The sequence below is a fragment of the Stenomitos rutilans genome, from assembly GCF_059505485.1.
On the sequence record NZ_JCACKR010000041.1, the window covers coordinates 25,235 to 48,253 of the forward strand.

The following is a 23,019-nucleotide window of genomic DNA, read 5'->3' on the forward strand; positions in this document are numbered from 1 at the left end:
CAACCTTACCCAGTAACACGTCGATGTTTCTTTCTGTTTGGTCGGTTCATCTTTAAAAAGATATCCCAGAAGTAATTGCGCGAGATGCTGATGGTCATGAAGCTGATTCAGGTGAGTTCTCAAGCAAAATAGCTGAATTGCTAACTTGATGAGAATAAATAGCATCTATATAAATTACCTGATTAGAGACAGAAAGCAAGCGTGCTTAGCGTAAAGCGCACTGCTGAACTGTATTGAAATTGGGCGATCGCAGTAGCTAAGCAGCTATTAAGGTGTCTCTGGCTTTTGCCAATTCCTTTTTTTTACATTTCTTAACCGTAGCTTATTAGAAATCCCTCCCAATAAGTGTGCTACGATGCCCTTGAGTTTAATTGAGTAGTATTCTCAATAAATTGAAGTTTTTGACAACTTAATTCAGGAGAACAGTGTATGGTCAGAACTACCGATCAACCGCTGGAAGCTGTTCCTTGGTGGGCAGGTAATGCTCGATTAACCAATCTTTCTGGCAGGTTATTAGGTGCTCATGTCGCTCATGCTGGATTGATTGTGCTGTGGGCAGGAGCAATGACGTTGTTTGAGTTAGGTCATTTCAATCCGCAACAGCCAATGTATGAGCAGGGATTAATTCTATTGCCTCACTTGGCGGCGCAAGGTTGGGGCGTAGGAGCAGGGGGGACTATTGTCAGCACTTACCCCTACTTTGTGATTGGAGCCTTGCATCTGATTTCATCGGCATTTTTAGGCTTTGGTGGCATTTTTCATTCGCTGCGTGGTCCAGAGAAGTTGGAACCCAAGTTTCAATTTTTTGGTTACGACTGGGCAGATACGAACAAGATGACAACCATCTTAGGCACTCATCTGGTGTTGCTGGGCGTGGGAGCGTTTCTGCTGGTTGCGAAAGCCATGTTCTTTGGTGGCTTGTATGATCCGGTCGTTGAAAACGTGCGGGTGATCACGAATCCTACCCTCAATCCCGCCATCATTTTTGGCTACCTTTTTGGTGCTATCGGTAAATTCTGGATTGCAGGAGTGAACAGTCTGGAAGATGTGGTGGGTGGTCATATTTGGGTGGGCTTGTTGCTGATTGGCGGAGGGCTGTTCCATATCGCAACTAAACCGTTTGCATGGACGCATCCTCTGTTTGTCTGGTCTGGAGAAGCGTATTTGTCTTACAGTCTGGGGGCGCTGGCGCTGATGGGCTTTATTGCAACATTGTTCGTCTCAGTCAATACCACTGTATATCCCGAAGTATTTTATGGTCCGACGCTGGTGATTCGGCAAAACATTATTCCCTACTTTGCCTCGCCTGATCCTGATTTCTTAAGCGCACGATCGTGGTTGGCAAATGCACATTTCTGGTTAGCGTTCTTCTTCCTGCAAGGGCACATCTGGCACGCGTTACGGGCACGCGGGTTTGACTTCCGCAAAGGTCGGATTAATGACGCAGCAGTGCTACCACAACCCGTTTGAACAGTTTTTGGTGGTTAGTTTTTAGTAGTTAGAAGCAGTTATCTAACAACTAAGAGCTAACAACTCTCTTAGAAATCTTCTCACAGTCAGAGCGGAGAACACTGAATTCAGTACTGTTTTGAAGTTTCTTCAAGGAGATCAATCAATGACAGCAGTGATTACTGAAAGTCCTTATCAGCAACAAATTCCCAAAGTTGGCTGGTGGGCCGGTAACTTTCGTTTGACTAATTTGTCGGGTAAACTGCTCGGTGCTCATGTGGCTCACGCTGCCTTAATTCTTTTGTGGGCGGGCAGCATGACCTTGTTTGAGTTATCGCGCTTTATTCCGACCAAGCCAATGTATGAGCAAGGGCTGATTATCCTACCTCATTTAGCAACGCTGGGCTTTGGTGTGAGTGCAGGCGGACAAATCACCAACGTCTGTTGAGTGACGATTAGATAGACCACCAAGACAATTACATAGACCGCTCCAGAGAACACGATGTAGTCGTGCATTAGAGTGAACAAAAGCCGGACTGAGAGAGCCGGACTAAGGCAAGTAACTCATCTCATTCAAGTGAAGCGAAATCAAGATAAGCAAAGACACTAGAACTCGTTCACTGATTCCTTGAGAACGATTTAGTGCCAGCACCAGTGACATTTCAACAGGTTCAGCTGTACATGAACGCGAAGCAATTGGGACATTCCCAGATAAGAACGTGATCTGTTCCGCCGCAACCGCGTCATTTACGATGCCCCTTGAACCAAGGGTTTCGTTGTGTTGTGCCAACTCACCCAGGGGTCTTCGCCTTCTATGACGTTTCTATTCGTCGGCTCGTCGGTTGGCCGCTGGCTTCCTCCAAACACTCCCTCGCGAGAATGCCCTTGCCTCAAGCTAGTGGTTATCGTCACTCGGAACTTTTAGGTTCATTTGGCCGTTGGTTCCACTACAGGGGACTTTCACCCCATGAGTTCACGCCCATGCTGGGCGTACACAATCCGGTTGGAGCGGACAGTTGAGAGCCTTTTCGTCTATCGTTGTGGTCGATCTGCTGTCGCTCAACCAGAATGTTATACCGCTTGAGTTTCGGGTTGAAACAGTTGATTCGGTGAGCGTTGTGAGATAGTTAACGTATTAACTATTTGGTTGAGCACTCAACCCCTCGTCAAATGTCCAACTCTTCCTCTGATGCTGATTTTCTCCAGCAGTGGTGGTATGCTCTTGCTCCTTACAACTTGGGATACAAGCTCAAACTTGCCTCCCAACTGATGTACCGTGATTTCCTCGAGCGGCTTGAACCCTACGGTTTAACCCCATTCCACTATCTGGTTTTATGCTGTCTGTGGGAAGAGGACGGTCTTTCAACGACAGGAATTGCAGACAAACTGAAGCAGTTAGGTGCAACCCTCACTGGGGTTGTGGATCGGATGGAGGATCGGGATCTTGTCTATCGAGAACGCGACTCTGCCGATCGCCGAATTGTTCGGGTTTGGCTCACAGATGAAGGGAAAAAGCTGATGAGGGCGCTACCACCACTTGGCGCAGAGACAATTAAGCGGGCAACAAACAATATTTCTGAGGTAGAGCAAAAAGCCGTTTTGCAGCTCCTCGATCAAATTGTTGAGAATCTTCTCTAGTGATCGCAGACCTTTGGGGTTGATCTTTTGAGAGTTACTTAATATATTGACTATTAATACATTTAGTTTTTCTTGTGTAACTCCAAGTCAGTGCAAGCTCAAATCTCTGCTGCTTTAGATTGCAACCATCAATTTAGGAGGAAAAATGCCGAAACTGAGTATTAATCAGAAAAACTGGCTACTGTCAGCGCATATCGGTTTTGCTGCGCTGTGGACAGGAACCGTCCTGAGTATGTTTCTTCTATCGCTGAGAAATACCAATTCAACCAATGCAGAGGTGTTGCACACGCTTGATTCTGCAATCACTTTGCTTGATGACTGGCTTGTGATTCCTTCGGCGATCGGTTCGGTTATGACAGCGACCTTTCTTTGTTGGGTGACAAATTACGGATTTGTCAAGTTTTACTGGGTGATTACAAAGTGGGTACTGACAACTGGGTTAGTAGTTTTCGGTACATTCTGGTTATTTCCGTGGGGCAATGCTGCTGCTAAACTATCCGGGCAGGAGGGATTGCAAGCTCTTGACAACTCAATCTATGGGTTTGATGCTAGAGGGGTGTTGCTTGGAACGATTATTCTGGTTCTTTTCCTTGTTGTCATTATTGGAATTTCGGTTTTAAAGCCTTGGGGAAGACGACCAACCAAAGCAAAAGCCCAAGTCAGCGCCGATAGCTGAGAGGCTTACGGCGGTATAACAATAAGTCCCGCTGCACTGGAACGTATCAATATGGTCGGTGGTTGTAAAGTTTCTCTGCGTCCGGCGAGCGCGACCGTTGGCTCGACTTCGTTTCAGTCGTTAGGGCGAAATTTGAGCGTGATCTGTCAGTTTCTGGATTGAATCTGCGGTAGGATAAGTCTATTTCGTTCTGGTTAGGCGGGATGTAGTTGAGAAGCCATCGCGCAATCATTAAAATTGAGGTGTTGACCAAGACGGGGAAGGAGCGAGAGAGCAATGATTTTTGCAGATGTAAAAAGCAAAGCCCAAGCAATCCACATTCTTGCCATCTCAGGAAGTCTCCGTGAGGTTTCATCTAACACTGCCTTACTTCAAGCCGCCATCGCATTGTCTCCGGCCAATATTGAGATGAAATTGTATCGTAGACTCGGCGACTTGCCCCATTTCAATCCCGATCTTGAACCAATGGAACCGCCAGCAGTGATAGATTTGCGACGGCAACTGCGCTGGTCTGATGGTTTGATTATTTCTTGCCCAGAATACGCGCATGGTGTACCGGGAGTGTTGAAGAATGCGCTGGATTGGTTGGTGAGTGGGGAAGAGTTTGTGGGCAAACCGATTGCATTATTCAATGCATCACCACGTGCTATTCATGCTCAAGCTTCGCTCACAGAGATTGTGACAACAATGGCAGGACGAATCGTTCCTGAAGCCTCAATCACTGTTTCTCTGCTTGGCAAGAAACTTGATGCAGGGGAAATTGTTGCCGACTCAGAGGTTTCGAGTGAGGTAAAAAATGCGATTGTTGCCTTTGCGATCGCAATTGAGCAGTTCCGCGCCGAAGCAGTAGAGTTGTAGACTTAGCACGTCGTGCTAACAAATATGCCCTGAGTCGGTCGAAGTCAAGATAACTGTGTCAGGTTTGTTCTCACACTTCTCTCTTTTGGTTTCCTCTCTGATCTGAGAGAATTCATCGCAGAATGAAACAGAATTAAGCAAGATAAGCCTCAATTCTGTTTTCTCTAGATGCTAATTCATTACTTCTACTGTTCTCTGCCGTAATTCTTATTTTGATGCTTCTGCAAGTGCTAAATTCTTTACTAATGCTGAACCCTTGCGCTTCAAAGCCATCAAATATTTCACTTCATTATAGGGCTGTCTATTCTGCCAGCAGCGGAAGACAATCCGAATCCACTTGAAGGCCAAAGCCCGAATTGCTGCTTGGTGCGTTTTCCCCTTCTGTCGTTGCATCTGATAAAATGCGTCTGCCCAGAATGAGTGTTTGCGAGTTTGCAATGCCCAGTGCACAAAGGTCTGTCGAAGAAACTTGGGACAACTCCAGCGCCAATGCACCCACGACTTCTGTCCACTACTCTCTTTCATCGGAGCAATTCCGGCAAAGCGCAACAGGTCTTGAGCAGTTTGGTAGCGATCGCGTTCTTCCCCAAAGGCAACTAGAAGCCTGGGTGCTAAATGGGGTCCTGCTCCTGGTAGTGCGGCAAATAACTCAGCATCGGGATGGAATTCAAACAGCTTTTCTATCTTGGTGTCGAAGGTTGTAATGCTGGTAAGAGCACCTGCTAGCTCAATCAAATTGAAATTTGGTTTGGCATCTTGATGGCTAAGTTACTCAGACGAGGTAACGTCCTCAGTCAAGCTGATTTAAAGAACCGTATGCCTAAGTTCATCGCTTACTTCAACCGCACGATGGCAAAACCGTTTCAGTGGATTTATAAGAGCAAAGCTCTAGCCGCCTAGATGATATTCGTACTTACGCCGTAGCCTACTAGCTACTTATCCATTCGCAGCTTACACTGAGTGAGCTTTTTTACGGCTTCGCTAACCTTTAAAGCATCCTCTGATGGAACTACAAACTCTACTGAACGACGGGGCATTGAACGACAAATGGCTGAACTCGTCCATCAGGTTTTTCTTGAGCCGTTACGAAGTAGCGCCACCCAGCTTGCTTAATTGCGTTTCCTTGAAGTTGGCAAGATACGGACAGTTTAAGTTCGTGGCTAACTTGTCGGTTAACTTGCTCATCTTCCCTGGCAAAAGTCTATGACAAATTCAATATTTGGAGCATACCAACCAACTGCGATTGTCATTGCAACTAGCTTAAAAGTCAGCGTTACTTCAAGGTTCCGCCACCACTCAACGACACAATAAGACGACTGAGTGTTCTTAAAGCGATCGCGCTATCGTAGATGTCCTTTATGCCATGAAACCAACATCTGATCGTACTCTGCTCATGCCTGCGATCGCAGAACGAGACCACAGGCAAGGGGCACTCAATGCGGCAATTGTGTTAGTGGAATATGGTGATTATCAATGTCCCTACTGCGCTCAGGCTTATCCAATTGTTCAGGCACTACAACGGCAATTGGGCGATCGCCTGTGCTTTGTGTTTCGTCATTTTCCGCTCAATGAGATGCATCCACAGGCGCAGAAGGCGGCAGAAGCGGCAAAAGCGGCAGCGGCTCAAGGTAAGTTCTGGGAGATGCACGACTGTTTGTTTGCCCACCAAGCTGCCTTAACGGACGCAAAATTATTTGAGTGCGCGATCGAGATCGGTTTAGAGGTTTCTCAGTTTTTGCAGAATGTGACTGGAAACGTTCACGCCGCGCAGATTCAAGCAGAGATTGAAAGTGGCATCAATAGTGGTGTGACGACAACACCGACTTTCTTTATTAACGGTGTTCGCCATCAGAGCAGTTGGGATTTAAGGAGTTTGTTGGATGCGATCGCGCAAATTGTTTCAGAATAAGCATCTTAAGTTCTGGTTTAACGGGTTGATCTTCTCTAGCAGAAAGCGAGTGAGAACTGAATACTAGCTGTAGTTTGTACGATCTTTGCTTGCCTAATAATCTGAAAGTCTAGAAGGTGGAAATTCAATGACAACGAACAGCCTTTTTGAACGATTAACGCCAGCGAATGCAGCGATGTTGCTGATTGACCATCAGGTTGGCACCATGAATTTTGGCATTACGGATCTTGATGCCTTACATCTCAAGAATCAGGCGTTGTGGCTGGCAGAAGCCGCTAAAATTTTTGACCTCCCGGCAGTTTTGACGACTAGCAATCCCAATGGTGCGAACGGGCCGTTATTTCCAGAACTGCTGGACGTTTTACCCGATGTGCCCGTCATCGATCGCGTCATCATCAATGCTTGGGATGACCCCAACTTTTTGCAGGCGGTGCAGCAAACGGGGCGCAAGAAGCTGATCATGGCTGGAGTCACAACCGATGTATGTTTAACCTTTCCCGCGATCGGGGCGGTTAGAGATGGTTTTGATGTCTATGCAGTGATGGATGCCTCTGGTACCGTCAATCAACAAGCCATGTATGCATCCATGTTTCGCATGAGTCAGGCAGGCGTGAAAATTGCCAATACGAATATGGTGATCGCGGAACTCTTGGCAGACTGGTCGAGTAGTTACGGCGTTCCATTAGGAAAGCTGTATGCCAATCGCTTACCCAACTTTGGGTTTATTGCGGCGCATCTGGATTATTTAGCAAAACAATCTCACAAAGTTCCAGTAGCGGCTTAATCAGGATTACTCCCATGACCAATTTAACCTTAGAACAAACGGCTTCCAATACGGCTCCTGTCTATCCTTTTCCCTTGCCTGCGTTGCGGTTTGCCTATGATGCGCTTGAACCGTTCATTGATGCCGAAACGATGCAGGTGCATCATCAATTGCATCACCAGACCTACATCAATAATTTGAATGCGGCGATCAAGGATTATCCACAGTTGCATCAAATGTCGATCGAAGATATTTTGCGACAGCTTGATCAAGTTCCAGAGAGCATTCGCGCCACGGTTCGCAATCAGGGCGGTGGACATGCAAACCATCAGTTCTTCTGGAAGATCTTGAAACCAGGTCCTGCGACTACACCTGAAGGGGTATTGGGGGAGGCGATCGCTCAAGCCTTTGAATCGTTTGACAACTTCAAAACTCAATTCCATGCCGCAGGACTAAAGCTGTTTGGCTCAGGCTGGGTCTTTCTCGTGGTTGATCCGAAAGACGGTAGCAAACTCAAAATCCATACCACTGCGAATCAAGACAGTGTGCTGCTAGAAGGCTTGCCCGGACTGCTGTGCTGCGATGTGTGGGAACACGCCTACTATCTCAAATACCACAATCGACGGGCGGATTATCTAGAGGCGTTTTGGCACGTCGTGGATTGGGATGTTGTAGCACGGCGATTGGAAGGGTTTCGGGCAGGGAAAAGGCAGTTGTAAGTAAGGGGGAATGAAAACCAGGCAATTACCTCTTCCCCTCTTCCTCAAAAATTACACGCATCGAAACAGGAGAATAAACAATGGTTGCTGAATTGACAAAAACACAACTGTTCAACTGGGCAGAAATGAACGGTAAACTCTACAGCAACGGCTGGAGAGACGGCATTCAAACCACAAATGTTGTGGCTCCCGCAACCGGAAAAATCTTAGGACAGGCGGCACTAGGTTCGGCTGCCATCATTGCAGAAGCGGCAGAAATTGCAGCCGAAGCGCAGAAAAAATGGGTGCTGGTGCCACCGGAAGAAAAGCGATCGCTCCTGATTCGGGCTGATGCGCTGCTACACAAATATGCCGATGAAATCTGCGATGTGACAATGCGGGAAATTGGAGCAACGCGCTCGAAGGCAATGTTTGAAATCACGTTCTGCTCCGATGAATTTCTGGAGGCGGCTTCCTATCCCACCCAACACTTTGGGGCATTGCTTGCCGATCGCGCCAATCGCAAAAGCTATGCGGTGCGGGTGCCCTATGGGGTTGTGGCAGCGTTGACTCCTTCCAATGTGCCGCTCTTGTTGGCAGCACGGGTGATTGCGCCTGCTCTGGCGACAGGAAATGCCGTCATTGTTAAACCCCATCCTGCCTCGATCGCCTGCGGTGGTTTTATGTTCGCCCGCATCTTTGAAGAAGCAGGATTGCCGCCTGGATTGCTGCATGTCATTCCTGCTAGAGGTAAGGAGGCAGAGGCGTTTGAGACCGATCCCAATATCTCGATGATCCATTTCACAGGTTCCTCATCGACGGGACAACGGATTGCCGAAACCGCCAGTCGATCGCTCAAAAAAGTTTCCATCAGCGGCAGTGGCAAGAATCCCTTTGTGGTGCTGGAAGATATTGAAGATATTGAAGCAACGGTCTCCACAGCGGTGTTTAGCACGTTTTACTTTGGCGGACAGTCCTGCATGACGGCAGGGCGACATCTCGTGCATCGCAGTTTGGTGGATGACTACATTCGACGCTTTGTGGAAACCGCCAGCAAACTGGTTGTGGATGATCCGGTTGCCAATCCCGATGCGTTTTACGGTCCGATGATTCAGCCGGAAATGGTGCATCGTCAGGAGGAAATCGTTAACGATGCGGTGGCAAAAGGTGCAACGTTGCATCTGGGCGGCAAGGCGAGCGGTCCCTTCTTCCATCCCACCATCCTGAGCGGTGTGAAACCTGGCATGATCGCCTGGAATGAAGAAATTTTTGGCCCAATCGCGGCGATCACAGCATTCGATACCGACGATGAAGCCGTTCGACTGGCAAACGATACCGCCTATGGCTTATCGGGAGCGGTGTTTGGCTCTCAGGTGCGGGCAACGCGGGTCGCCGAACAACTGCAAACCGGGATGATTCATATCAACGATCGCTCCACCGATGACAGCGCTTATGTCCCCTTTGGTGGCGTGAAACTATCCGGGAACGGCGGACGCTACGGCAGCCATGTGAACTGGGACGAATATACCCAATGGCGCTGGCTTACCATTTCTGAAAAACCGACGCTGGTTTCCTTCTTTGGACATTGAACTGCTTTTTTAGAGTGTGAATTGTTGTGCAGCAAAATTGCACCATGATTCACACAGGAGGGTAATCAGAACAGACATTCAGGAGAACATTATGGGACATTTCATTCCTTATGCTGATGGTGAGCAATTGCTCGAAGGCTATTTTGCCCCACCGCAAAACCGTGACATTGCCCCAGGTATTCTAATTGCCCCAACCTGGCTGAGCATCACGGAAAGTATGCAGCAACGCGTCGATCGCCTCGCGGCTTTAGGCTACGCCGCTTTTGTGCTTGATGTGTTTGGGGCAGGCGTTCGTCCGGCTCCACCTCAAACTCCTCAGACGATCGTGCAGCCGTTTATGAGCGATCGCCATCACTTCCGCACCCGCCTCAAAGCCGGATTGGAAGCCTTGCAGCAACAGCCAGAATGCAACACCAGTCAGATTGCGGCAATGGGCTATTGCTTCGGTGGCTGTGCCGTGTTGGAACTGGCTCGTAGCGGCGCACCGTTGCAAGGGGTAGTCAGTTTTCATGGCGAACTGGATACACCCCTGCCTGCCCAACCGGGTGTCATGCAGGCGAAAATTCTCGTTTTGCATGGCGATGCTGATCCGATCGTGCCCTTTGAGAAGCTGATCGGCTTTCGAGAGGAAATGCGATCGGTCAACGCTAACTGGGAAGTGGATATCTACAGCGATGCCAAACACAGTTTCACAGGCGAAGGCGCGATCGGCACCATGCCCGAAGCAGGACTGAATCCCCAGGCAGAGGCGCGATCGTGGCAACGAATGGTGAACTTTTTTGAGGAAGTTCTGCCTGGAAGAGGAGGTAAAGGACAGCAGTAGATTTTTTTATTCCCCTTCCTGATTTCCGTTCGCTCAAGGTCATGCATTGGGACGTTCAGCATCAGCGGCTGCCAGCATCGTGGACAAGGCGTGCTTGAACACTGCGTTATCGGTGTCACTCAAATGACGACCAAAGTAGGTAGCGATGCCTTGAGCATAGACAGTCCACATTTTCTCCTGCTCAAGTTTGAAGAGTGGTTTGCTACTACTTCAATTGCTTAACTCAAATCTATTTCTTACACAATCAAGGAGACTTCAGTGAAATATTTACTCTCTTCAGCGACATTGATGCTGACAATGGCTTTCATGCTGCCTCTCGCAGCGATCGCTGCTCCCTTAACCAATATGTCGATTACCAGCGGTCCGCCACGTACTCTTAAGACTTCCGAAAGTCCACAACCAAACTATCCATCTGATTCATCCACCCCTAATTCCACCAAACCAAGCAACTGCCTCTCTACTGATGCTGTAAAGCAACTTAAAATTGATCGCTGCTCTAAACCAACTGCTAAACAGCCTTCCAATCGAGTACAAGATGATTCCTATCCAGGTTATTGCCCTGCACTCCCACCACGGGTTACATCCGGTGATTGGCTTTATAAGCAAACGCTCCAGCGATGCTTGTACGGTTCCTGACGCTCAGGCAAGATACTCTCACAGCTTATGGCGCTGAATATGAAGCTCACTCAACACGACACCAATCTTCTGCAATTCTGTCAGCAGGAATTCTCGGTTACAACAACTGATATTCAGTTGGTTCTGCGTCATCATCAACAAACGGTAACTTCTATCCCAATGTTGTTGTGGCAGTTTGGTATTGTCTCCATTGAGCAGTTAAATCAGATCTTTCATTGGTTAGAGACTCAGCCTGATGAGTCAGAACTCTCAGAATTGTTAACTGCTGCTAGCATGGTTGAAAAGGCTTGCATAAGCGCTTCTGCATCGGTATCACTTAAATAACGACCAAAGTACTGAGAGATACCTTGAGCGTATATTATCCACATTGCCTGCTGCATCGCCAATCCTGCTTCGGTCAATACAGCAAACGCGCCCCGTCGATCGCTCGGACAGCGTTCGCGCTGCAACAGTTCAGCCGCTTCGAGCCGATCGACTAACCGTGTCAAATTACTACGGCTCAACAGGGCTTTATCAGCCAGCTCACTGAGCCGCAATCGGTGATCTGGAGCTTCTTTAAGCGCCCACAGTACGTCATACCACTCTAATGGAGGTAAATCTGCCTCCTTGAGTTTCCCCTCTATACGATCGAGCAGTTTGATATGAGCGGTGAGAAATAACCGCCAGGTGGAATTGCGAAGGTCATCCAGTTTTTTCATAACCTTACTATGCCAAAAAATAGTTGCATCTGCAAATGATCCAAAACATATAGTTTCAAATGCAACTATATGTGTTATTCTTATTTTAGTTGCTTTTGCAACTATCAAAGCACAAACAAATCTCGAAGGAGAGCCAATCATGTTTAATACTTCTGCTTTACGGCGCTCGTTTTACACCGCTCGTCTTGCTCAAGCAATGGCAGCGACAGTGGCGTTCGTTTCGCTCTCAGCATCGCTTGCCGTTGCGGGACAGCACTCCGATGGACGACTCTTTTTTGACCATGTTCCACGTTTGGTGCGAACCACGACGAGTGCCATTACTGCGACGTATGTAGGTGGAGCAACCTATGAATTCACTATTACGGTGCCTCAAGATGCCGGTGCATCGCTACACGCCGTCACCATCCGTCAAGAACCGGGGCTGGGCACGGTGGCATTTAATCCCAATGAAAGTCGAGCCATTGCCGCCAATGGAGCAAACATTCCGCTCGCCAGTATTGGGGGTGCTAGTGAAACAGACACGACGATCGCGTTTGAGCAACCAATTCAACCTGGCGAAACCGTAACCGTTACGCTCAAAGCCGATCGCACTCCAACGTTAGAAGGTGTTTACCTGTATGGTATCACCGCTTATCCGGTGGGTGATCAAAGCAACGGGCTGTTTTTAGGTTATGGTCGCGTACAGATTTACGGTCATGGTGGCTGATACAACACAGTGAACGAATTTAGTTGTGAGCAGCAATCCTGGAGCATTCACAAAACCCATCTATTCAGGAAAACTGCTCACCGCAATCCACATTTCCATCACTTCACAGGAAACGGCATATGTTGGCACAGAAAACAATGCAACAGGCTCCTTCGATGCGTGCTTCCCTTGGGCTACTTGCGGTCATCACGGCTTCAACCTTGTGGGCAGTTGCCGCCAATGTTGCCAGTAGTTTGTTTCAAGTCGGTATCAATGCCTTTGATTTAGCGGGTATTGCAACCTTAATTGCAACCGTAGCCCTGATTCTGGTGCAAACCTTGCGCGAAGGGCTTCCTCGTTTGTCGGTTCGTCCATCTCAGTTTGTGCTTGGTATCTTGTTTGTCTTGTTTGTGGCGGCAGATTACCTTGCGATCGCGCGACTACCGGTTGCGGTGGCGATCGTGCTGATCTTCACGTCTCCAGTATTGGTTGTGCTATGGACGGCGATCGTTTCACGACGCTTGCCCTCAACTAAAGTTTTGATCGCCCTCGGTCTATCCGTGATTGGTGTAGCGCTGGTATCGCAATTACTAGCCGGGAATTTGGCGGCGTTCAATTGGTTTGGAGTGAGTGTGGGCTTAAGCACTGCCCTGTTGTTTGCGGCTTACACCCTATTGAGTGAACAAATCAGCACCACCTATAGTGCCACAACTTCACTCCTAAAGACGTTCTGGGTCGCCAGTTTACTCTGGATTGGTTACTTCCTATTCCACGGGTTTCCAGTCACCTTATTGGAGTCACAAACGCTGCCAAAAGTAGTGTATATGGGCATTGCCGGGAGTCTATTGCCTTACTTGCTCTACCTGTGGGGCATGAAACATTTGCAGGCAGAACGAGCGGCGATCGTCGCCACGATCGAACCTGTGATTGCCGCCGGAATTGCCTGGATCTGGTTTGGACAACAACTCACCATTTTGCAAATGTTGGGTGGTGTGTTGATTCTTATCGCCATCACGCTACTGCGAATTCGCAAAGCGTCTTAGTGCATTCATTCTGTTTCTTGACACATACCTTCAATGGAGTTTATTTATGACACGCCTGCTGCATATTGCTTCCAGCCCACGCTACGCACACTCTCATTCTCGCACACTGACACAGGAATTCATCGATAAATGGAGTCTTTACCATCCTGAAGCAACCGTTATACTGCGTGATTTAACGCTCAATCCAGTTCCCTACCTTGACGATACCTGGATTACTGCCAAATTTACTGCGCCCGATCAATATACGCCTGAATTGACAGGTGCGATTGAACTCTCCGATCAATTGGTGGATGAATTCCTGGCGGCTGACTGCTATGTCATTTCAGCTCCGATGTACAACTTCACGATTCCGGCCGTCCTCAAGTCTTACATTGACTATATTGTTCGACCACGCCGTACCTTTGCGGTTGAGAATGGTGCCTTCAAAGGTTTGGTGACTGGCAAGAAGCTATTGTTTATCACTGCACGCGGCAGCGATTTTCGTCCTGGTTCAGCCTTTGCGCCTTCAGATTTTCAAGAGCCGTATCTGCGAACCGTGTTCGGGTTCATCGGCTTTACAGAGATTCAGTTCATCAATGCAAACGGTCTGAGAACAGATCTCAGAGATCAGAGTTTAGCCGAGGCAAGATCCACCATTCAAGCGTTAGCCAGTCACTGGTAGGTTTGATGGCTGCACTGTGATCACTATGGCGCGATCGGACTTACTAAACATCCGCCAGCCCTGAACGAATTGCGGCAACTGAAACAGTTAAATGATGTGATTTCGATTTCACGGGCGAAGGGGCGATCAGCACCATGCCCGAAGCAGGGTTGAATCCCTAGGCAGAGGCGCGATCGTGGCAACGAATGCTAAATTTCTTTGCAGAAGTTGATTGCGAGTTAGACAAGCAGCAAGTTAAGTAGGGTAGCACCATGAATGCTGGTCATCAACATCAAACTAAACTTGCGTTAGTCACGGGTGGCAATAAAGGGATTGGCTTTGCGATTTGTCGGGGCTTGCTGCAAGCTGAATTTGAGGTGATTTTGGCAGCCCGATCGCTCGACAAAGCCAAACAAGCCATTGACCAACTGCAATCAACTCAAGTGCATCCACTGGTGTTGGATGTGGCTGATGATCATTCAATTCATGATGCGGTTGCAGAGGTGCAACGCAACTTCAATCAAATTGATATTTTGATCAACAATGCAGGTATCTATCCCGACGAAGGAGTCAATATTCTCACCATCGATCGTGACCTGCTCGATCGCACCATAAACACCAATGCCTTTGGTCCAATTCGGACAGCTCAAGCCTTTCTGCCGCTGTTAGAAGAAGCTCCTACGAGTCGCATCATCAATGTTTCTAGCGGCTATGGTGCGTTAGATGGTTTATCTGCCAGTGTACCGAGTTATTGCTTATCAAAACTGGCGCTAAACGGAGCGACGATTATGCTGGCAGAGGCGCTGCAATCAAAAGGCATTGCCGTATATGCCATGTGTCCCGGCTGGGTGCGAACGGATATGGGTGGCGCTGGCGCAACTCGATCGCCCGCACAAGGTGCCGATACCGCTATTTGGTTGGCAACAGAAGCATCACCGAAGCTGAGTGGGAAGTTTTTCCGCGATCGCCAGGAGATCTCTTATTGAGGGAAAAGCAGTAGGCTAGTTGATGGCGTTTTGTTTACAGGTGAATCCAAAGGTTTCATGGCTCTTATCTTTCAGCTAAGTTCAGCCTTAACGCGGTGTTCTTGTCTGGTCGGATAGCAAGTTGCCGGCGATACTAGAGCATCATCCATTAGTTGACAACTTTGAGACAATCACGGGCAGAAAACCTACGCTGTGGAAGGAGTTTGCTCTGAAGCACTAAGATGAATTCCATTACTGACAAAAAGGAGAATCATGATGACTACAGAGGCAAAAGTTTGGTTGATCACAGGTAGTTCTACCGGAGTTGGATGATCGCTTGCCGAAGCGGTGCTCAAGTATGGCGATCGCGTCATTGCCACCGCTCGCAAACCCGAACAACTTGATGATTTGGTTGCTCAATATCCCGATACTGTAAAAGCGATTCGCCTCGATGTGACTCAACCCCAAAGCATTCGTGAAGCGGTGGATGCGGCGATCGCAACCTTCGGACGGATTGATGTGCTGGTCAACAATGCGGGTTACGGTTTAATCGGTGCCCTGGAAGAAGTGAGTGATGAGCAAATTCGCCGTAACTTTGACACCATTCTCTTTGGCTTTGTCAATATGAAGCGGGCAGTGTTACCCATCATGTGGCAGCAGCAAAGTGGACATATTATTAACATGTCCGCGATCGCAGGCTTTTCCAACGAGCTTGGTTTTTCCATTTATGGCGGCGCGAAATTTGCGTTGGAAGGGGTGTCCGAAGCAGTATATGGAGAAGTCCGCCCACTAGGTATCAAGGTCACAATCGTAGAATCCGGTCCCTTTCGCGCAGACTTTATTGGACGATCGCTCGATCGAGCCGAACACAGTATGGAAGCGTATCAAGGAACCGTTGGCAAGTTTCTGCAATTTCTCAACCAGATTGAAGGCACTCAACCGGGCGACCCAGACAAAGCATCTCAGGCAATTATTCAAGTCGTCAATGCTGAGAATCCACCCTTGCGACTGGTGTTAGGCAAGTATGCTTACAGCAAGTTTCGCCAAAAAATCGCGTCACTTACAAAAGAACTGGATGAGTGGGAAGCGATCGCCGCGAACACCGATTTTGAATCCACAGAAGCGTCTCACTAGGAATTCATGAACGATTAAGTTAAAAAATTTATCATGATTGCCAACAAAGCGATCGTCTGCAAACTAAGCCAGCTTATAAAAAGTTGGGATTGAGCGATGCAATTCAACTTGATGCAGCGGAAGTGGAATGGCATTTCCATCGATTATGGTCAGATGTTTGAGGTCGGAGAGTTTGATGCGGCGATGCCGCAGGAAGGAGTCGCCGTCGCGTTTGCACCCCACGATCGTGTGGTTTGGTCGATGGATGGCGGCGATCGACAAACAACTGCAATGCCTCCGGGCAGCGTGTTTCTGTACGCTTCGCGTCGGTTTGTCTGGCATCAGCGCGAGAAACCCAGCGAGTGGATTCATATTACATTCGATCCGCAATTGATCAGCCGCATGGCTGTAGAAAGCGGACTGCCAGCAGACACCCAACTTAATCACCGCGTGCTGTTTCTTGATCCGACAATTCTGCACATTGCTCATTTACTGAAAGCCGAAGTGCTGAATGGCGGACTTTCGGGCGATTTGTTTGTGGAATCGCTGCGGAATGTACTGCTCATTCATCTGCTGCGGCATTACAGTCAAGCGGCTTCCATCAAGACTGTTGAAACTCGCTTGAGTCTGCCGCAAATACATGCTGTCAAGACGTATATCGAAAATCATTTAGCCGAATCGTTGAGTATTGCGAATCTAGCAGCGATCGTGCCGATGAGTGAATTTCACTTTGCGCGCTCATTCAAAGCCGCAACGGGAGAAAGCCCCCACCGTTACGTGACGCAGCGTCGCATCGAACGCGCCAAGATATTTTTGTCGGTGACGCAGTTATCGGTAGCGGAGATTAGCGATCGGGTTGGGTTCTCAAATCAGAGCCACTTTACGGCTCAGTTTCGTAAACTGACAGGAACGACCCCTAGAGGCTACCGCACCAGTGTGTAATGCCACCTGAAGTTGAGCAAGATTTTGATAATTCTCAGCAAGAATCGGTCGTGAAGCTTTCTCAGAGTTTTTCTAGAGTAAAGACGTTAACCGGATACCCATTCATACAAACTAATGATGAAACGATTCAAGTTCTTACCCCGTTCTGCTCTATCCCGTCGTCAAATGCTAACAGTCGGAGCAATGGGAGCCACAGGAGTTGCAGCAACCACGATCGCCGCTCAAGTTCAAGCCAATACAAAAACACCGATCGCGCCTGAAACTGGAAAAGCCAAGGCTCAAGGCAAATTTGCCAATAAAGTGGTGCTGATTACAGGCGCAACCTCTGGCATTGGAGAAGGGACTGCCTATGCGTTTGCTTACGAAGGCGCGAAGGTGATGTTTTGTGGACGACGCGAGAATTTAGGGAAGCAGGTGGAAGCCAAAATTAAAGGCTTTGGCGGTGAGGCAACCTACATGCGGGCAGATGTCCGACAAGAGGCGGATGTGAAAGCCTTTGTGGATACCTGCGTGCAGAAATATGGACGCATTGATATTGCCTTTAACAATGCTGGACTTCTGAATCCTAAACTGGTCAGGCTTCATGAACAATCAACCAGTGATTTTCTCGATGTTTTACACACTAATGCGTTGGGTGAATTTTTGGCGCTCAAATACGAAATTCCTCAAATGCTCAAACAGGGTGGCGGCTGCATCGTCAACATGGCAAGCGTTTCTGGCTACAAAGGCTTTACGGAGATCGGACCTTACAGCGTCAGTAAACACGCCGTTTTGGGTTTGACGAAAGTGGCAGCGTTGGAATACGCCAAAGATAATATTCGGATCACTTCCATTTCTCCTGGTGGTGTGGATACAGCCATGCTGCGGCAGGCACGGGAAGCACGTGGGTTAACGTTTGAAGAAGGCTCGAAATTTATTCCAATTCAGCGCACTAACACAGTGGAAGAGATGGCACGGGCGGTTATGCTTCTCAGTTCCGATGAGGCAAGTGCGTTTCATGGTTCGCTCGTAGATGTCACAAGCGGTATGTTGGACTAATTTAATGGCAAGCAAAAAACTTAATTCACAGAGGTATTTTCACCAGTGCACAGATTGCAGGCGTCTTTGCTACACCAGTTCCTGCGATCGCCTGAGTAACTAGCAGGCGCTGTTAGTGGTAACGAAAGTGTCACCTAAGTTGAATGACCACTAAAACGGATTAAAGGCGCGAGAAATAATAATTAACTGACAGCAATTTAAAGGGCAACAATCATGAGTTCAATGTCTGAAAAAGTAGCGATCGTCACAGGCGGCAGTTCCGGTATTGGTCGGGCTACTGCGATCGCCTTTGCAAAAGCGGGAGCAACAGTTGTTGTCGCTGCCCGTCGTGAAGGAGAAGGAGAAGAAACTGCTCGACTGGTTCAAGCAGCCAGGAGTAAAGGGCTATTTGTTAAAACAGATGTGACCCAAGCCGCAGACGTGGAAAGGTTAATTCAGACCGCGATCGCCCGCTATGGGCGCGTCGATTACGCCTTTAACAATGCTGGCTCTGGAAAAGCCAGTCCTCTGGTCGCTTTAGAGGAAGCCGATTGGGAGTATGAGCTTAATGCCAATCTCAAATCTGTTTGGCTTTGCATGAAGCACGAAATTCCAGCAATGCAAAAAACTGGCGGCGGCGCGATCGTCAACGTTGCTTCTCAAGGTGCCTTACTCGGTATTGCCAACTATGGTGCTTATGGAGCTGCTAAAGCAGGTGTGATTGCGTTATCTCGTGCGGCAGCGGCTGAACACTCGGTGGATCACATTCGGATCAATTCGATTAGTCCTGGTGCGGTGAAAACTGACTTATGGGCAAGCGCTCCACCTGAAATGCTGGATCAAGTGGCAGCAGGCATTCCCTTGAAGCGGATCGGGATGCCTGAAGATATTGCTGAAGCCGTTGTTTGGTTATGCTCAGCCGGATCAGCGTTTGTGACGGGACACAACTTAGTGGTTGATGGTGGCTTCACCGCTGTTCAAAAGTAATCAGCGATCGAACCATCATTACGGCCTGATGGGGCTGCTAGAAGAATCTTGCAAATCATATGATTCTGAAATGTTTTGCCGTCGGCAATTAGTAATCCAACTAGGCGTGCTTGCAAGCTGCCTTACCGCTACGGCTGCACTCGCACAAACAAAGAAACTATCATCTCAAAAGGTCATGGCTGGAACAGAGATTACGTCCGTTGTTAACAGTATTGTCATTTTGTCTGATTTACGCGACTGGGCAAGTGTGAGACGATGTTTTGCCGATCAGGTTGATGTCGATTACACATCGCTCACTGGTGGAAAGCCTAAAACGATCGCGGCAGAGGCATTAGTCCAACGCTGGAAGACTGCCTTTGAAAGCACCTTCAAAACCACGCAACATCTACTCGGTACTCATGTCATTACCCTTCAAGGCGACACTGCTACTTGCTTATCCCACTTTCAAGCGCGGCATACGACTTTGGATACCACCAAAGGTATATGGACATTGGGTGGACACTACCATGATGATCTGGTGTGCCTATCCTCCAAAGACTAAGATTCAAGAAATCATTAAGAGAGATATGCATCATGCCATACATCAATGTTCAAATTACGACAGGAGCTACGAGAGAACAAAAGTCTGAGTTGGTAAAGGAATTTACAGAATTACTTGTCCGCATCCTCGGTAAAAAGCCAGAACATATCCACATTGTTATTCAAGAGATAGCTGACGAAAACTGGGGTTTCTCAGGAATGCTCACAGATGAATGGAAAAGAAAGCTCACTAACGATTAGTCATTAAACGATGCATATGCCCATTTGAATTCAGGATTTCAGTCAGGAGAACGCTAAATGATTCGACTCGACAATCAAGTAGCAATTATTACTGGAAGCGGGCGCGGTATGGGTTTCGCCTACGCCCGTCTGCTGGCGGATAGAGGCGCACGTGTCGTAATACACGATGCGGGTGTCGGTCAGGATGGTATGGGTTCCAGCCCAGACGTAGCGGTCAATGCTGTCAGGGCTATTCAAGAGGCAGGTGGAACGGCGATTTCAAGTATTGCAATGCTTGATAGCCGAGAGAATTGTAAGGGTTTGGTGGAAACTGCGATCGCAGAATTCGGTCGCCTTGATATCTTGATCCACAATGCTGGCTGGGTCGCCTATCAAGCGATCGAGGAGTTAACCTCAGATTTTCTGCAACGTGCCATCAACGTTAACATCGAAGCACCAACCTGGTTGGCTCAAGCAGCCTTTCCAATGATGAAACAGCAAAACTACGGACGGATTGTGCTGACGACTTCAGATAGGGCGATTTACAAGCAATATGCATTCAAGGGCCTCGCTCCTTATGCAATGGGAAAAATGGCACAGATCGGTTTGATGAATGTGCTCGCGGTTGAAGGCAAAGAGTATGGCATTCTGGTCAATGCGATTTCACCAGTCGCTAAAACGCGGATGTGGAACATCCAAGATGAACCAGAGGAGTTGCGACCCGATCAAGTAGCTCCCGGAGTGTTATATCTTGCTTCTCCAGAATGCCGAGAGTCTGGATTTATCTTAAGGGCAAGCAATGGTCAATTCACAGCCGCACGCTGGGTCGAGCGAGACAACGTAGACTATCCATTAAACCTTGCCGCTGTGGAAAGCTCTACTGTAGAAGATTTGGCGACTCGCTGGCAGGAGATTGCTGTAGATGTTGCGCTTTAAAGATTGAGCTTGTACTTCGAGAGAATTATTGGTGGGAGCATATGATGAAACTATTCAGGCTTTTCTCTTTCTCTGCTTTATCGCGTCGTCAAATTCTATCCGTAGGAGCAATGGGAGCAGCAGGAGTAGCAACAACCGCGATCGCCGCTCAAGTTCAGGCAAACACGAAAACACCGATCGCCCCTGAAACTGGAAAAGCTAATGCTCAAGGCAAATTTGCCAATAAAGTGGTGCTGATTACAGGCGCAACTTCTGGTATTGGAGAAGCGACTGCCTATGCATTTGCTCACGAAGGTGCGAAGGTGATGTTTTGTGGACGACGCGAGAATTTAGGGAAGCAGGTCGAAGCCAAAATTAAAGGCTTTGGCGGTGAGGGCACCTATATGCGAGCAGATGTTCGGCAAGAGGTAGAGGTGAAAGCCTTGGTGGATGCCTGTGTGCAAAAATATGGACGCATTGATATTGCCTTTAACAATGCCGGAATTGAAAGTCCGCCTAAGTCGATCGCAGAAATGTCTCTGGACGAGTGGAACAACGTGATTGCAACCAACCAGACAGGCATATTTCTGGCAATGAAGTACGAGATTCCTGTGATGGTACAACAGGGCGATGGCACGATCGTCAACACTGCCTCTGTTGGTGGTCATCGCGGCTTTGGCAAAATTGGACCTTATGGTGCAAGCAAGGCGGCTGTGCTGCAAATGACAAGAATTGCAGCACTGGAGTATGCAGATAAAAACATCCGGATCAATTCAATTTCACCTGGTGCAGTTGATACACCGATGCTGCATCGTGCTATTTCTTCATGGGGTCTAACTCCTAAAGAAGCTGCCGCACCTTATCCCATTCAGCGATTAGCGACATCCGAGGAAATGGCAAGAAGTGTCATGTGGTTAGCATCTGCTGATGCTTCAGTGGTGACAGGGATGGATATGGATGTAACAGGCGGATACCTGACGAAATAAGGCAGTTTGCAGGGCTATATTTTCTAACAGTGCAGTAATTAGACAACGATCTGCTTTGAAATGGATTAGGCGATGTTGATTGAAATTTAGACGTTAAGAGCAAAGAAATAATGAAATTCAGCAATCAAATTGTAGTCGTTGTCGGTGGTAGTTCAGGCATTGGATTAGGAACCGCTAAAGCTGCTCACGCTGAGGGTGCATCCGTGGTGATTGTCGGGCGATCGCCCGATCGCTTAGATCAAGCCAGTGCCCAAATCGGCAGTCGGGCGCGTGGTATTCAAGCAGATGTTGAACATGAGGCTTCTGTAGAGACTGCTTTTACTGAGATAGGGCCGTTTGACCACCTATTCATTTCAGCGCAAGATGCTGCAACTGCACCGTTATCAAAAACGACTAAAGACAAGTTTCGTCCCACACTGGATAGCAAAATTTGGGGAGCCTTACATATCGTCAAACATGCCGCTTCTCGCATCTCTAGTCATGGGTCAATTGTTTTTATCTCAGGGTTAGCAGGTAGAAAAGGATATTCAGGATTTGCGCTGGCTGGAGCAGCGAATGCTGGCATTGAAGCGGTAGCCCGCAATTTAGCGGTAGAGTTGGCTCCAATTAGAGTGAATACCGTTTGTGCGGGTGTAATCGATACCCCTATGCTGGATAAAGTGTTTGGGGCACAACGCCAAGAAATTGTCGAAGCGATCGCGAATAAGCTTCCAGCCAAGCGCATCGGTAAACCTGAAGAGATTGCCGATGCCGTACTTTTTCTCATGGGAAATGGCTTTATCACAGGAGCGACTTTGCTGATCGATGGCGGCGATGCTTTAGTTTGATTTCTCATTAACGGCATTGCTGATCCTGCCTACTTCACTAAATTTACTTCAGCCCTTACAGATGATGCATAGGAGTTCAATGATGCGCTACAAACGATTAGGTAACAGCAGCTTACGGGTTTCAGAACTGCGTCTCGTCACGATGACCCGTCGAAATTCAGCCTTACTATCTTTTACACTCATCAACTATGATTCCTAACCCTGCAATCACAGAAGCTTTTGAAGACTGGCTGAAAGCACAAATCTTGCAGCTCAGTGTAGACACGCTCAAGTCCAATGCAGTCACCTGTACTGCCTGTGGCGAGATATTGGGCACTTACATCATTGACTACAAGGGTGATCGCTTCCGTCTCTCACTCGAACAAGCCTACGCCTTTCTCAAATTCATTCAGGAGAATTAATC

Annotated in this window: 29 protein-coding genes and 1 pseudogene; 27 read left to right on the forward strand and 3 right to left on the reverse strand. The window is 48.1% G+C overall.

Annotation, left to right across the window (positions count from 1 at the left end; genetic code table 11):
• The first annotated feature begins 429 nt into the window (after positions 1–429).
• The 5 genes and pseudogenes from AC5JLP_RS06805 to AC5JLP_RS06825 all read left to right on the forward strand — a co-directional run bounded on the left by AC5JLP_RS06805 (position 430) and on the right by AC5JLP_RS06825 (position 4,621).
• Complete coding sequence (locus AC5JLP_RS06805) at positions 430–1,470, forward strand: chlorophyll a/b binding light-harvesting protein (protein WP_496067167.1); 1,041 nt, start codon at positions 430–432, stop codon at positions 1,468–1,470.
• A 145-nt stretch (positions 1,471–1,615) separates the two neighbouring features.
• Positions 1,616–1,888, forward strand: a pseudogene (locus AC5JLP_RS06810) (chlorophyll a/b binding light-harvesting protein); the annotation flags it as partial.
• A gap of 731 nt (positions 1,889–2,619) precedes the next feature.
• A complete protein-coding gene (locus AC5JLP_RS06815) occupies positions 2,620–3,087 on the forward strand; it encodes a MarR family winged helix-turn-helix transcriptional regulator (protein WP_496067168.1) in 468 nt (155 codons plus the stop codon).
• 145 nt (positions 3,088–3,232) lie between these two features.
• Complete coding sequence (locus tag AC5JLP_RS06820; RefSeq protein WP_496067169.1) at positions 3,233–3,763, forward strand: hypothetical protein; 531 nt, start codon at positions 3,233–3,235, stop codon at positions 3,761–3,763.
• A gap of 276 nt (positions 3,764–4,039) precedes the next feature.
• Positions 4,040–4,621 (forward strand): NADPH-dependent FMN reductase, encoded by a 582-nt coding sequence (locus tag AC5JLP_RS06825; RefSeq protein WP_496067170.1) that lies wholly within the window; start codon positions 4,040–4,042, stop codon positions 4,619–4,621.
• 207 nt (positions 4,622–4,828) lie between these two features.
• Here AC5JLP_RS06825 and AC5JLP_RS06830 read toward each other — a convergent pair whose 3' ends face one another.
• Complete coding sequence (locus tag AC5JLP_RS06830; protein ID WP_496067171.1) at positions 4,829–5,356, reverse strand: transposase; 528 nt, start codon at positions 5,354–5,356, stop codon at positions 4,829–4,831.
• 24 nt (positions 5,357–5,380) lie between these two features.
• Here AC5JLP_RS06830 and AC5JLP_RS06835 point away from each other — a divergent pair, with 24 nt between their 5' ends.
• From AC5JLP_RS06835 to AC5JLP_RS06860, 6 genes are all read left to right on the forward strand, one after another.
• Positions 5,381–5,521 carry a hypothetical protein gene (locus AC5JLP_RS06835; RefSeq protein WP_496067172.1) on the forward strand — a complete coding sequence of 47 codons (141 nt, stop codon included), beginning with the start codon at positions 5,381–5,383 and terminating at the stop codon, positions 5,519–5,521.
• A gap of 463 nt (positions 5,522–5,984) precedes the next feature.
• Positions 5,985–6,530 carry a DsbA family protein gene (locus AC5JLP_RS06840; RefSeq protein WP_496067173.1) on the forward strand — a complete coding sequence of 182 codons (546 nt, stop codon included), beginning with the start codon at positions 5,985–5,987 and terminating at the stop codon, positions 6,528–6,530.
• Between the two features lie 127 nt (positions 6,531–6,657).
• Positions 6,658–7,314, forward strand: coding sequence for an isochorismatase family protein (locus AC5JLP_RS06845; protein WP_496067174.1), 657 nt, complete (start codon positions 6,658–6,660; stop codon positions 7,312–7,314).
• A 14-nt stretch (positions 7,315–7,328) separates the two neighbouring features.
• Positions 7,329–8,012: a superoxide dismutase gene (locus tag AC5JLP_RS06850; protein ID WP_496067175.1), complete on the forward strand. Its 684-nt coding sequence runs from the start codon at positions 7,329–7,331 to the stop codon at positions 8,010–8,012.
• 80 nt (positions 8,013–8,092) lie between these two features.
• Complete coding sequence (locus AC5JLP_RS06855; RefSeq protein ID WP_496067176.1) at positions 8,093–9,580, forward strand: aldehyde dehydrogenase family protein; 1,488 nt, start codon at positions 8,093–8,095, stop codon at positions 9,578–9,580.
• 91 nt (positions 9,581–9,671) lie between these two features.
• Entirely contained in the window at positions 9,672–10,403 is a 732-nt protein-coding gene (locus AC5JLP_RS06860; RefSeq protein WP_496067177.1) for a dienelactone hydrolase family protein, read from the forward strand.
• Between the two features lie 39 nt (positions 10,404–10,442).
• Here AC5JLP_RS06860 and AC5JLP_RS06865 read toward each other — a convergent pair whose 3' ends face one another.
• Complete coding sequence (locus tag AC5JLP_RS06865) at positions 10,443–10,574, reverse strand: hypothetical protein (RefSeq protein WP_496067178.1); 132 nt, start codon at positions 10,572–10,574, stop codon at positions 10,443–10,445.
• 87 nt (positions 10,575–10,661) lie between these two features.
• On the opposite strand from AC5JLP_RS06865, the gene AC5JLP_RS06870 reads away from it, so the two are divergent.
• Positions 10,662–11,039, forward strand: coding sequence for a hypothetical protein (locus tag AC5JLP_RS06870; RefSeq protein WP_496067179.1), 378 nt, complete (start codon positions 10,662–10,664; stop codon positions 11,037–11,039).
• 39 nt (positions 11,040–11,078) lie between these two features.
• Positions 11,079–11,363: a DUF2949 domain-containing protein gene (locus AC5JLP_RS06875; protein WP_496067180.1), complete on the forward strand. Its 285-nt coding sequence runs from the start codon at positions 11,079–11,081 to the stop codon at positions 11,361–11,363.
• Here AC5JLP_RS06875 and AC5JLP_RS06880 read toward each other — a convergent pair.
• A complete protein-coding gene (locus tag AC5JLP_RS06880) occupies positions 11,267–11,737 on the reverse strand; it encodes a MarR family winged helix-turn-helix transcriptional regulator (protein WP_496067181.1) in 471 nt (156 codons plus the stop codon). The two genes, AC5JLP_RS06875 and AC5JLP_RS06880, sit on opposite strands and share 97 nt — an antisense overlap.
• Positions 11,738–11,876: 139 nt before the next feature.
• Here AC5JLP_RS06880 and AC5JLP_RS06885 point away from each other — a divergent pair, with 139 nt between their 5' ends.
• The 14 genes from AC5JLP_RS06885 (at position 11,877) to AC5JLP_RS06950 (ending at position 23,017) form a co-directional block, all read left to right on the forward strand.
• A complete protein-coding gene (locus AC5JLP_RS06885) occupies positions 11,877–12,443 on the forward strand; it encodes a DUF2808 domain-containing protein (protein ID WP_496067182.1) in 567 nt (188 codons plus the stop codon).
• Between the two features lie 119 nt (positions 12,444–12,562).
• Complete coding sequence (locus AC5JLP_RS06890) at positions 12,563–13,465, forward strand: EamA family transporter (RefSeq protein WP_496067183.1); 903 nt, start codon at positions 12,563–12,565, stop codon at positions 13,463–13,465.
• 46 nt (positions 13,466–13,511) lie between these two features.
• Positions 13,512–14,126 (forward strand): FMN-dependent NADH-azoreductase, encoded by a 615-nt coding sequence (locus AC5JLP_RS06895; protein WP_496067184.1) that lies wholly within the window; start codon positions 13,512–13,514, stop codon positions 14,124–14,126.
• Positions 14,127–14,377: 251 nt separating this feature from the next.
• Complete coding sequence (locus tag AC5JLP_RS06900) at positions 14,378–15,091, forward strand: SDR family NAD(P)-dependent oxidoreductase (protein WP_496067185.1); 714 nt, start codon at positions 14,378–14,380, stop codon at positions 15,089–15,091.
• Positions 15,092–15,418: 327 nt separating this feature from the next.
• Entirely contained in the window at positions 15,419–16,204 is a 786-nt protein-coding gene (locus tag AC5JLP_RS06905; RefSeq protein WP_496067186.1) for an SDR family NAD(P)-dependent oxidoreductase, read from the forward strand.
• Positions 16,205–16,300: 96 nt separating this feature from the next.
• On the forward strand, positions 16,301–17,125 hold the full coding sequence (locus tag AC5JLP_RS06910; protein ID WP_496067187.1) for a helix-turn-helix domain-containing protein: 825 nt from the start codon (positions 16,301–16,303) through the stop codon (positions 17,123–17,125).
• A 114-nt stretch (positions 17,126–17,239) separates the two neighbouring features.
• Positions 17,240–18,163, forward strand: a complete 924-nt coding sequence (locus AC5JLP_RS06915; protein WP_496067188.1) for an SDR family NAD(P)-dependent oxidoreductase — start codon at positions 17,240–17,242, stop codon at positions 18,161–18,163.
• 213 nt (positions 18,164–18,376) lie between these two features.
• Positions 18,377–19,129 (forward strand): glucose 1-dehydrogenase, encoded by a 753-nt coding sequence (locus AC5JLP_RS06920; protein WP_496067189.1) that lies wholly within the window; start codon positions 18,377–18,379, stop codon positions 19,127–19,129.
• Between the two features lie 175 nt (positions 19,130–19,304).
• Entirely contained in the window at positions 19,305–19,670 is a 366-nt protein-coding gene (locus AC5JLP_RS06925; protein WP_496067190.1) for a nuclear transport factor 2 family protein, read from the forward strand.
• Between the two features lie 32 nt (positions 19,671–19,702).
• Positions 19,703–19,909, forward strand: coding sequence for a tautomerase family protein (locus AC5JLP_RS06930; RefSeq protein ID WP_496067191.1), 207 nt, complete (start codon positions 19,703–19,705; stop codon positions 19,907–19,909).
• A 57-nt stretch (positions 19,910–19,966) separates the two neighbouring features.
• A complete protein-coding gene (locus tag AC5JLP_RS06935) occupies positions 19,967–20,824 on the forward strand; it encodes an SDR family NAD(P)-dependent oxidoreductase (RefSeq protein WP_496067192.1) in 858 nt (285 codons plus the stop codon).
• A gap of 110 nt (positions 20,825–20,934) precedes the next feature.
• Positions 20,935–21,789, forward strand: a complete 855-nt coding sequence (locus tag AC5JLP_RS06940; protein ID WP_496067193.1) for an SDR family NAD(P)-dependent oxidoreductase — start codon at positions 20,935–20,937, stop codon at positions 21,787–21,789.
• Between the two features lie 110 nt (positions 21,790–21,899).
• Positions 21,900–22,616, forward strand: coding sequence for an SDR family oxidoreductase (locus AC5JLP_RS06945; RefSeq protein WP_496067194.1), 717 nt, complete (start codon positions 21,900–21,902; stop codon positions 22,614–22,616).
• Between the two features lie 188 nt (positions 22,617–22,804).
• Entirely contained in the window at positions 22,805–23,017 is a 213-nt protein-coding gene (locus AC5JLP_RS06950) for a hypothetical protein (RefSeq protein WP_496067195.1), read from the forward strand.
• Positions 23,018–23,019 lie beyond the last annotated feature (2 nt).

Bases quoted from the DNA above. Each gene is read 5' to 3' on its own strand.
- AC5JLP_RS06805 (WP_496067167.1), top strand. From the start codon at position 430: ATGGTCAGAACTACCGATCAACCGCTGGAAGCTGTTCCTTGGTGGGCA.
- AC5JLP_RS06815 (WP_496067168.1), top strand. From the start codon at position 2,620: ATGTCCAACTCTTCCTCTGATGCTGATTTTCTCCAGCAGTGGTGGTAT.
- AC5JLP_RS06820 (WP_496067169.1), top strand. From the start codon at position 3,233: ATGCCGAAACTGAGTATTAATCAGAAAAACTGGCTACTGTCAGCGCAT.
- AC5JLP_RS06825 (WP_496067170.1), top strand. From the start codon at position 4,040: ATGATTTTTGCAGATGTAAAAAGCAAAGCCCAAGCAATCCACATTCTT.
- AC5JLP_RS06835 (WP_496067172.1), top strand. From the start codon at position 5,381: ATGGCTAAGTTACTCAGACGAGGTAACGTCCTCAGTCAAGCTGATTTA.
- AC5JLP_RS06840 (WP_496067173.1), top strand. From the start codon at position 5,985: ATGAAACCAACATCTGATCGTACTCTGCTCATGCCTGCGATCGCAGAA.
- AC5JLP_RS06845 (WP_496067174.1), top strand. From the start codon at position 6,658: ATGACAACGAACAGCCTTTTTGAACGATTAACGCCAGCGAATGCAGCG.
- AC5JLP_RS06850 (WP_496067175.1), top strand. From the start codon at position 7,329: ATGACCAATTTAACCTTAGAACAAACGGCTTCCAATACGGCTCCTGTC.
- AC5JLP_RS06855 (WP_496067176.1), top strand. From the start codon at position 8,093: ATGGTTGCTGAATTGACAAAAACACAACTGTTCAACTGGGCAGAAATG.
- AC5JLP_RS06860 (WP_496067177.1), top strand. From the start codon at position 9,672: ATGGGACATTTCATTCCTTATGCTGATGGTGAGCAATTGCTCGAAGGC.
- AC5JLP_RS06865 (WP_496067178.1), bottom strand. From the start codon at position 10,574: ATGTGGACTGTCTATGCTCAAGGCATCGCTACCTACTTTGGTCGTCAT.
- AC5JLP_RS06875 (WP_496067180.1), top strand. From the start codon at position 11,079: ATGAAGCTCACTCAACACGACACCAATCTTCTGCAATTCTGTCAGCAG.
- AC5JLP_RS06880 (WP_496067181.1), bottom strand. From the start codon at position 11,737: ATGAAAAAACTGGATGACCTTCGCAATTCCACCTGGCGGTTATTTCTC.
- AC5JLP_RS06885 (WP_496067182.1), top strand. From the start codon at position 11,877: ATGTTTAATACTTCTGCTTTACGGCGCTCGTTTTACACCGCTCGTCTT.
- AC5JLP_RS06890 (WP_496067183.1), top strand. From the start codon at position 12,563: ATGTTGGCACAGAAAACAATGCAACAGGCTCCTTCGATGCGTGCTTCC.
- AC5JLP_RS06895 (WP_496067184.1), top strand. From the start codon at position 13,512: ATGACACGCCTGCTGCATATTGCTTCCAGCCCACGCTACGCACACTCT.
- AC5JLP_RS06900 (WP_496067185.1), top strand. From the start codon at position 14,378: ATGAATGCTGGTCATCAACATCAAACTAAACTTGCGTTAGTCACGGGT.
- AC5JLP_RS06910 (WP_496067187.1), top strand. From the start codon at position 16,301: ATGCAATTCAACTTGATGCAGCGGAAGTGGAATGGCATTTCCATCGAT.
- AC5JLP_RS06915 (WP_496067188.1), top strand. From the start codon at position 17,240: ATGATGAAACGATTCAAGTTCTTACCCCGTTCTGCTCTATCCCGTCGT.
- AC5JLP_RS06920 (WP_496067189.1), top strand. From the start codon at position 18,377: ATGAGTTCAATGTCTGAAAAAGTAGCGATCGTCACAGGCGGCAGTTCC.
- AC5JLP_RS06925 (WP_496067190.1), top strand. From the start codon at position 19,305: ATGGCTGGAACAGAGATTACGTCCGTTGTTAACAGTATTGTCATTTTG.
- AC5JLP_RS06930 (WP_496067191.1), top strand. From the start codon at position 19,703: ATGCCATACATCAATGTTCAAATTACGACAGGAGCTACGAGAGAACAA.
- AC5JLP_RS06935 (WP_496067192.1), top strand. From the start codon at position 19,967: ATGATTCGACTCGACAATCAAGTAGCAATTATTACTGGAAGCGGGCGC.
- AC5JLP_RS06940 (WP_496067193.1), top strand. From the start codon at position 20,935: ATGGGAGCAGCAGGAGTAGCAACAACCGCGATCGCCGCTCAAGTTCAG.
- AC5JLP_RS06945 (WP_496067194.1), top strand. From the start codon at position 21,900: ATGAAATTCAGCAATCAAATTGTAGTCGTTGTCGGTGGTAGTTCAGGC.
- AC5JLP_RS06950 (WP_496067195.1), top strand. From the start codon at position 22,805: ATGATTCCTAACCCTGCAATCACAGAAGCTTTTGAAGACTGGCTGAAA.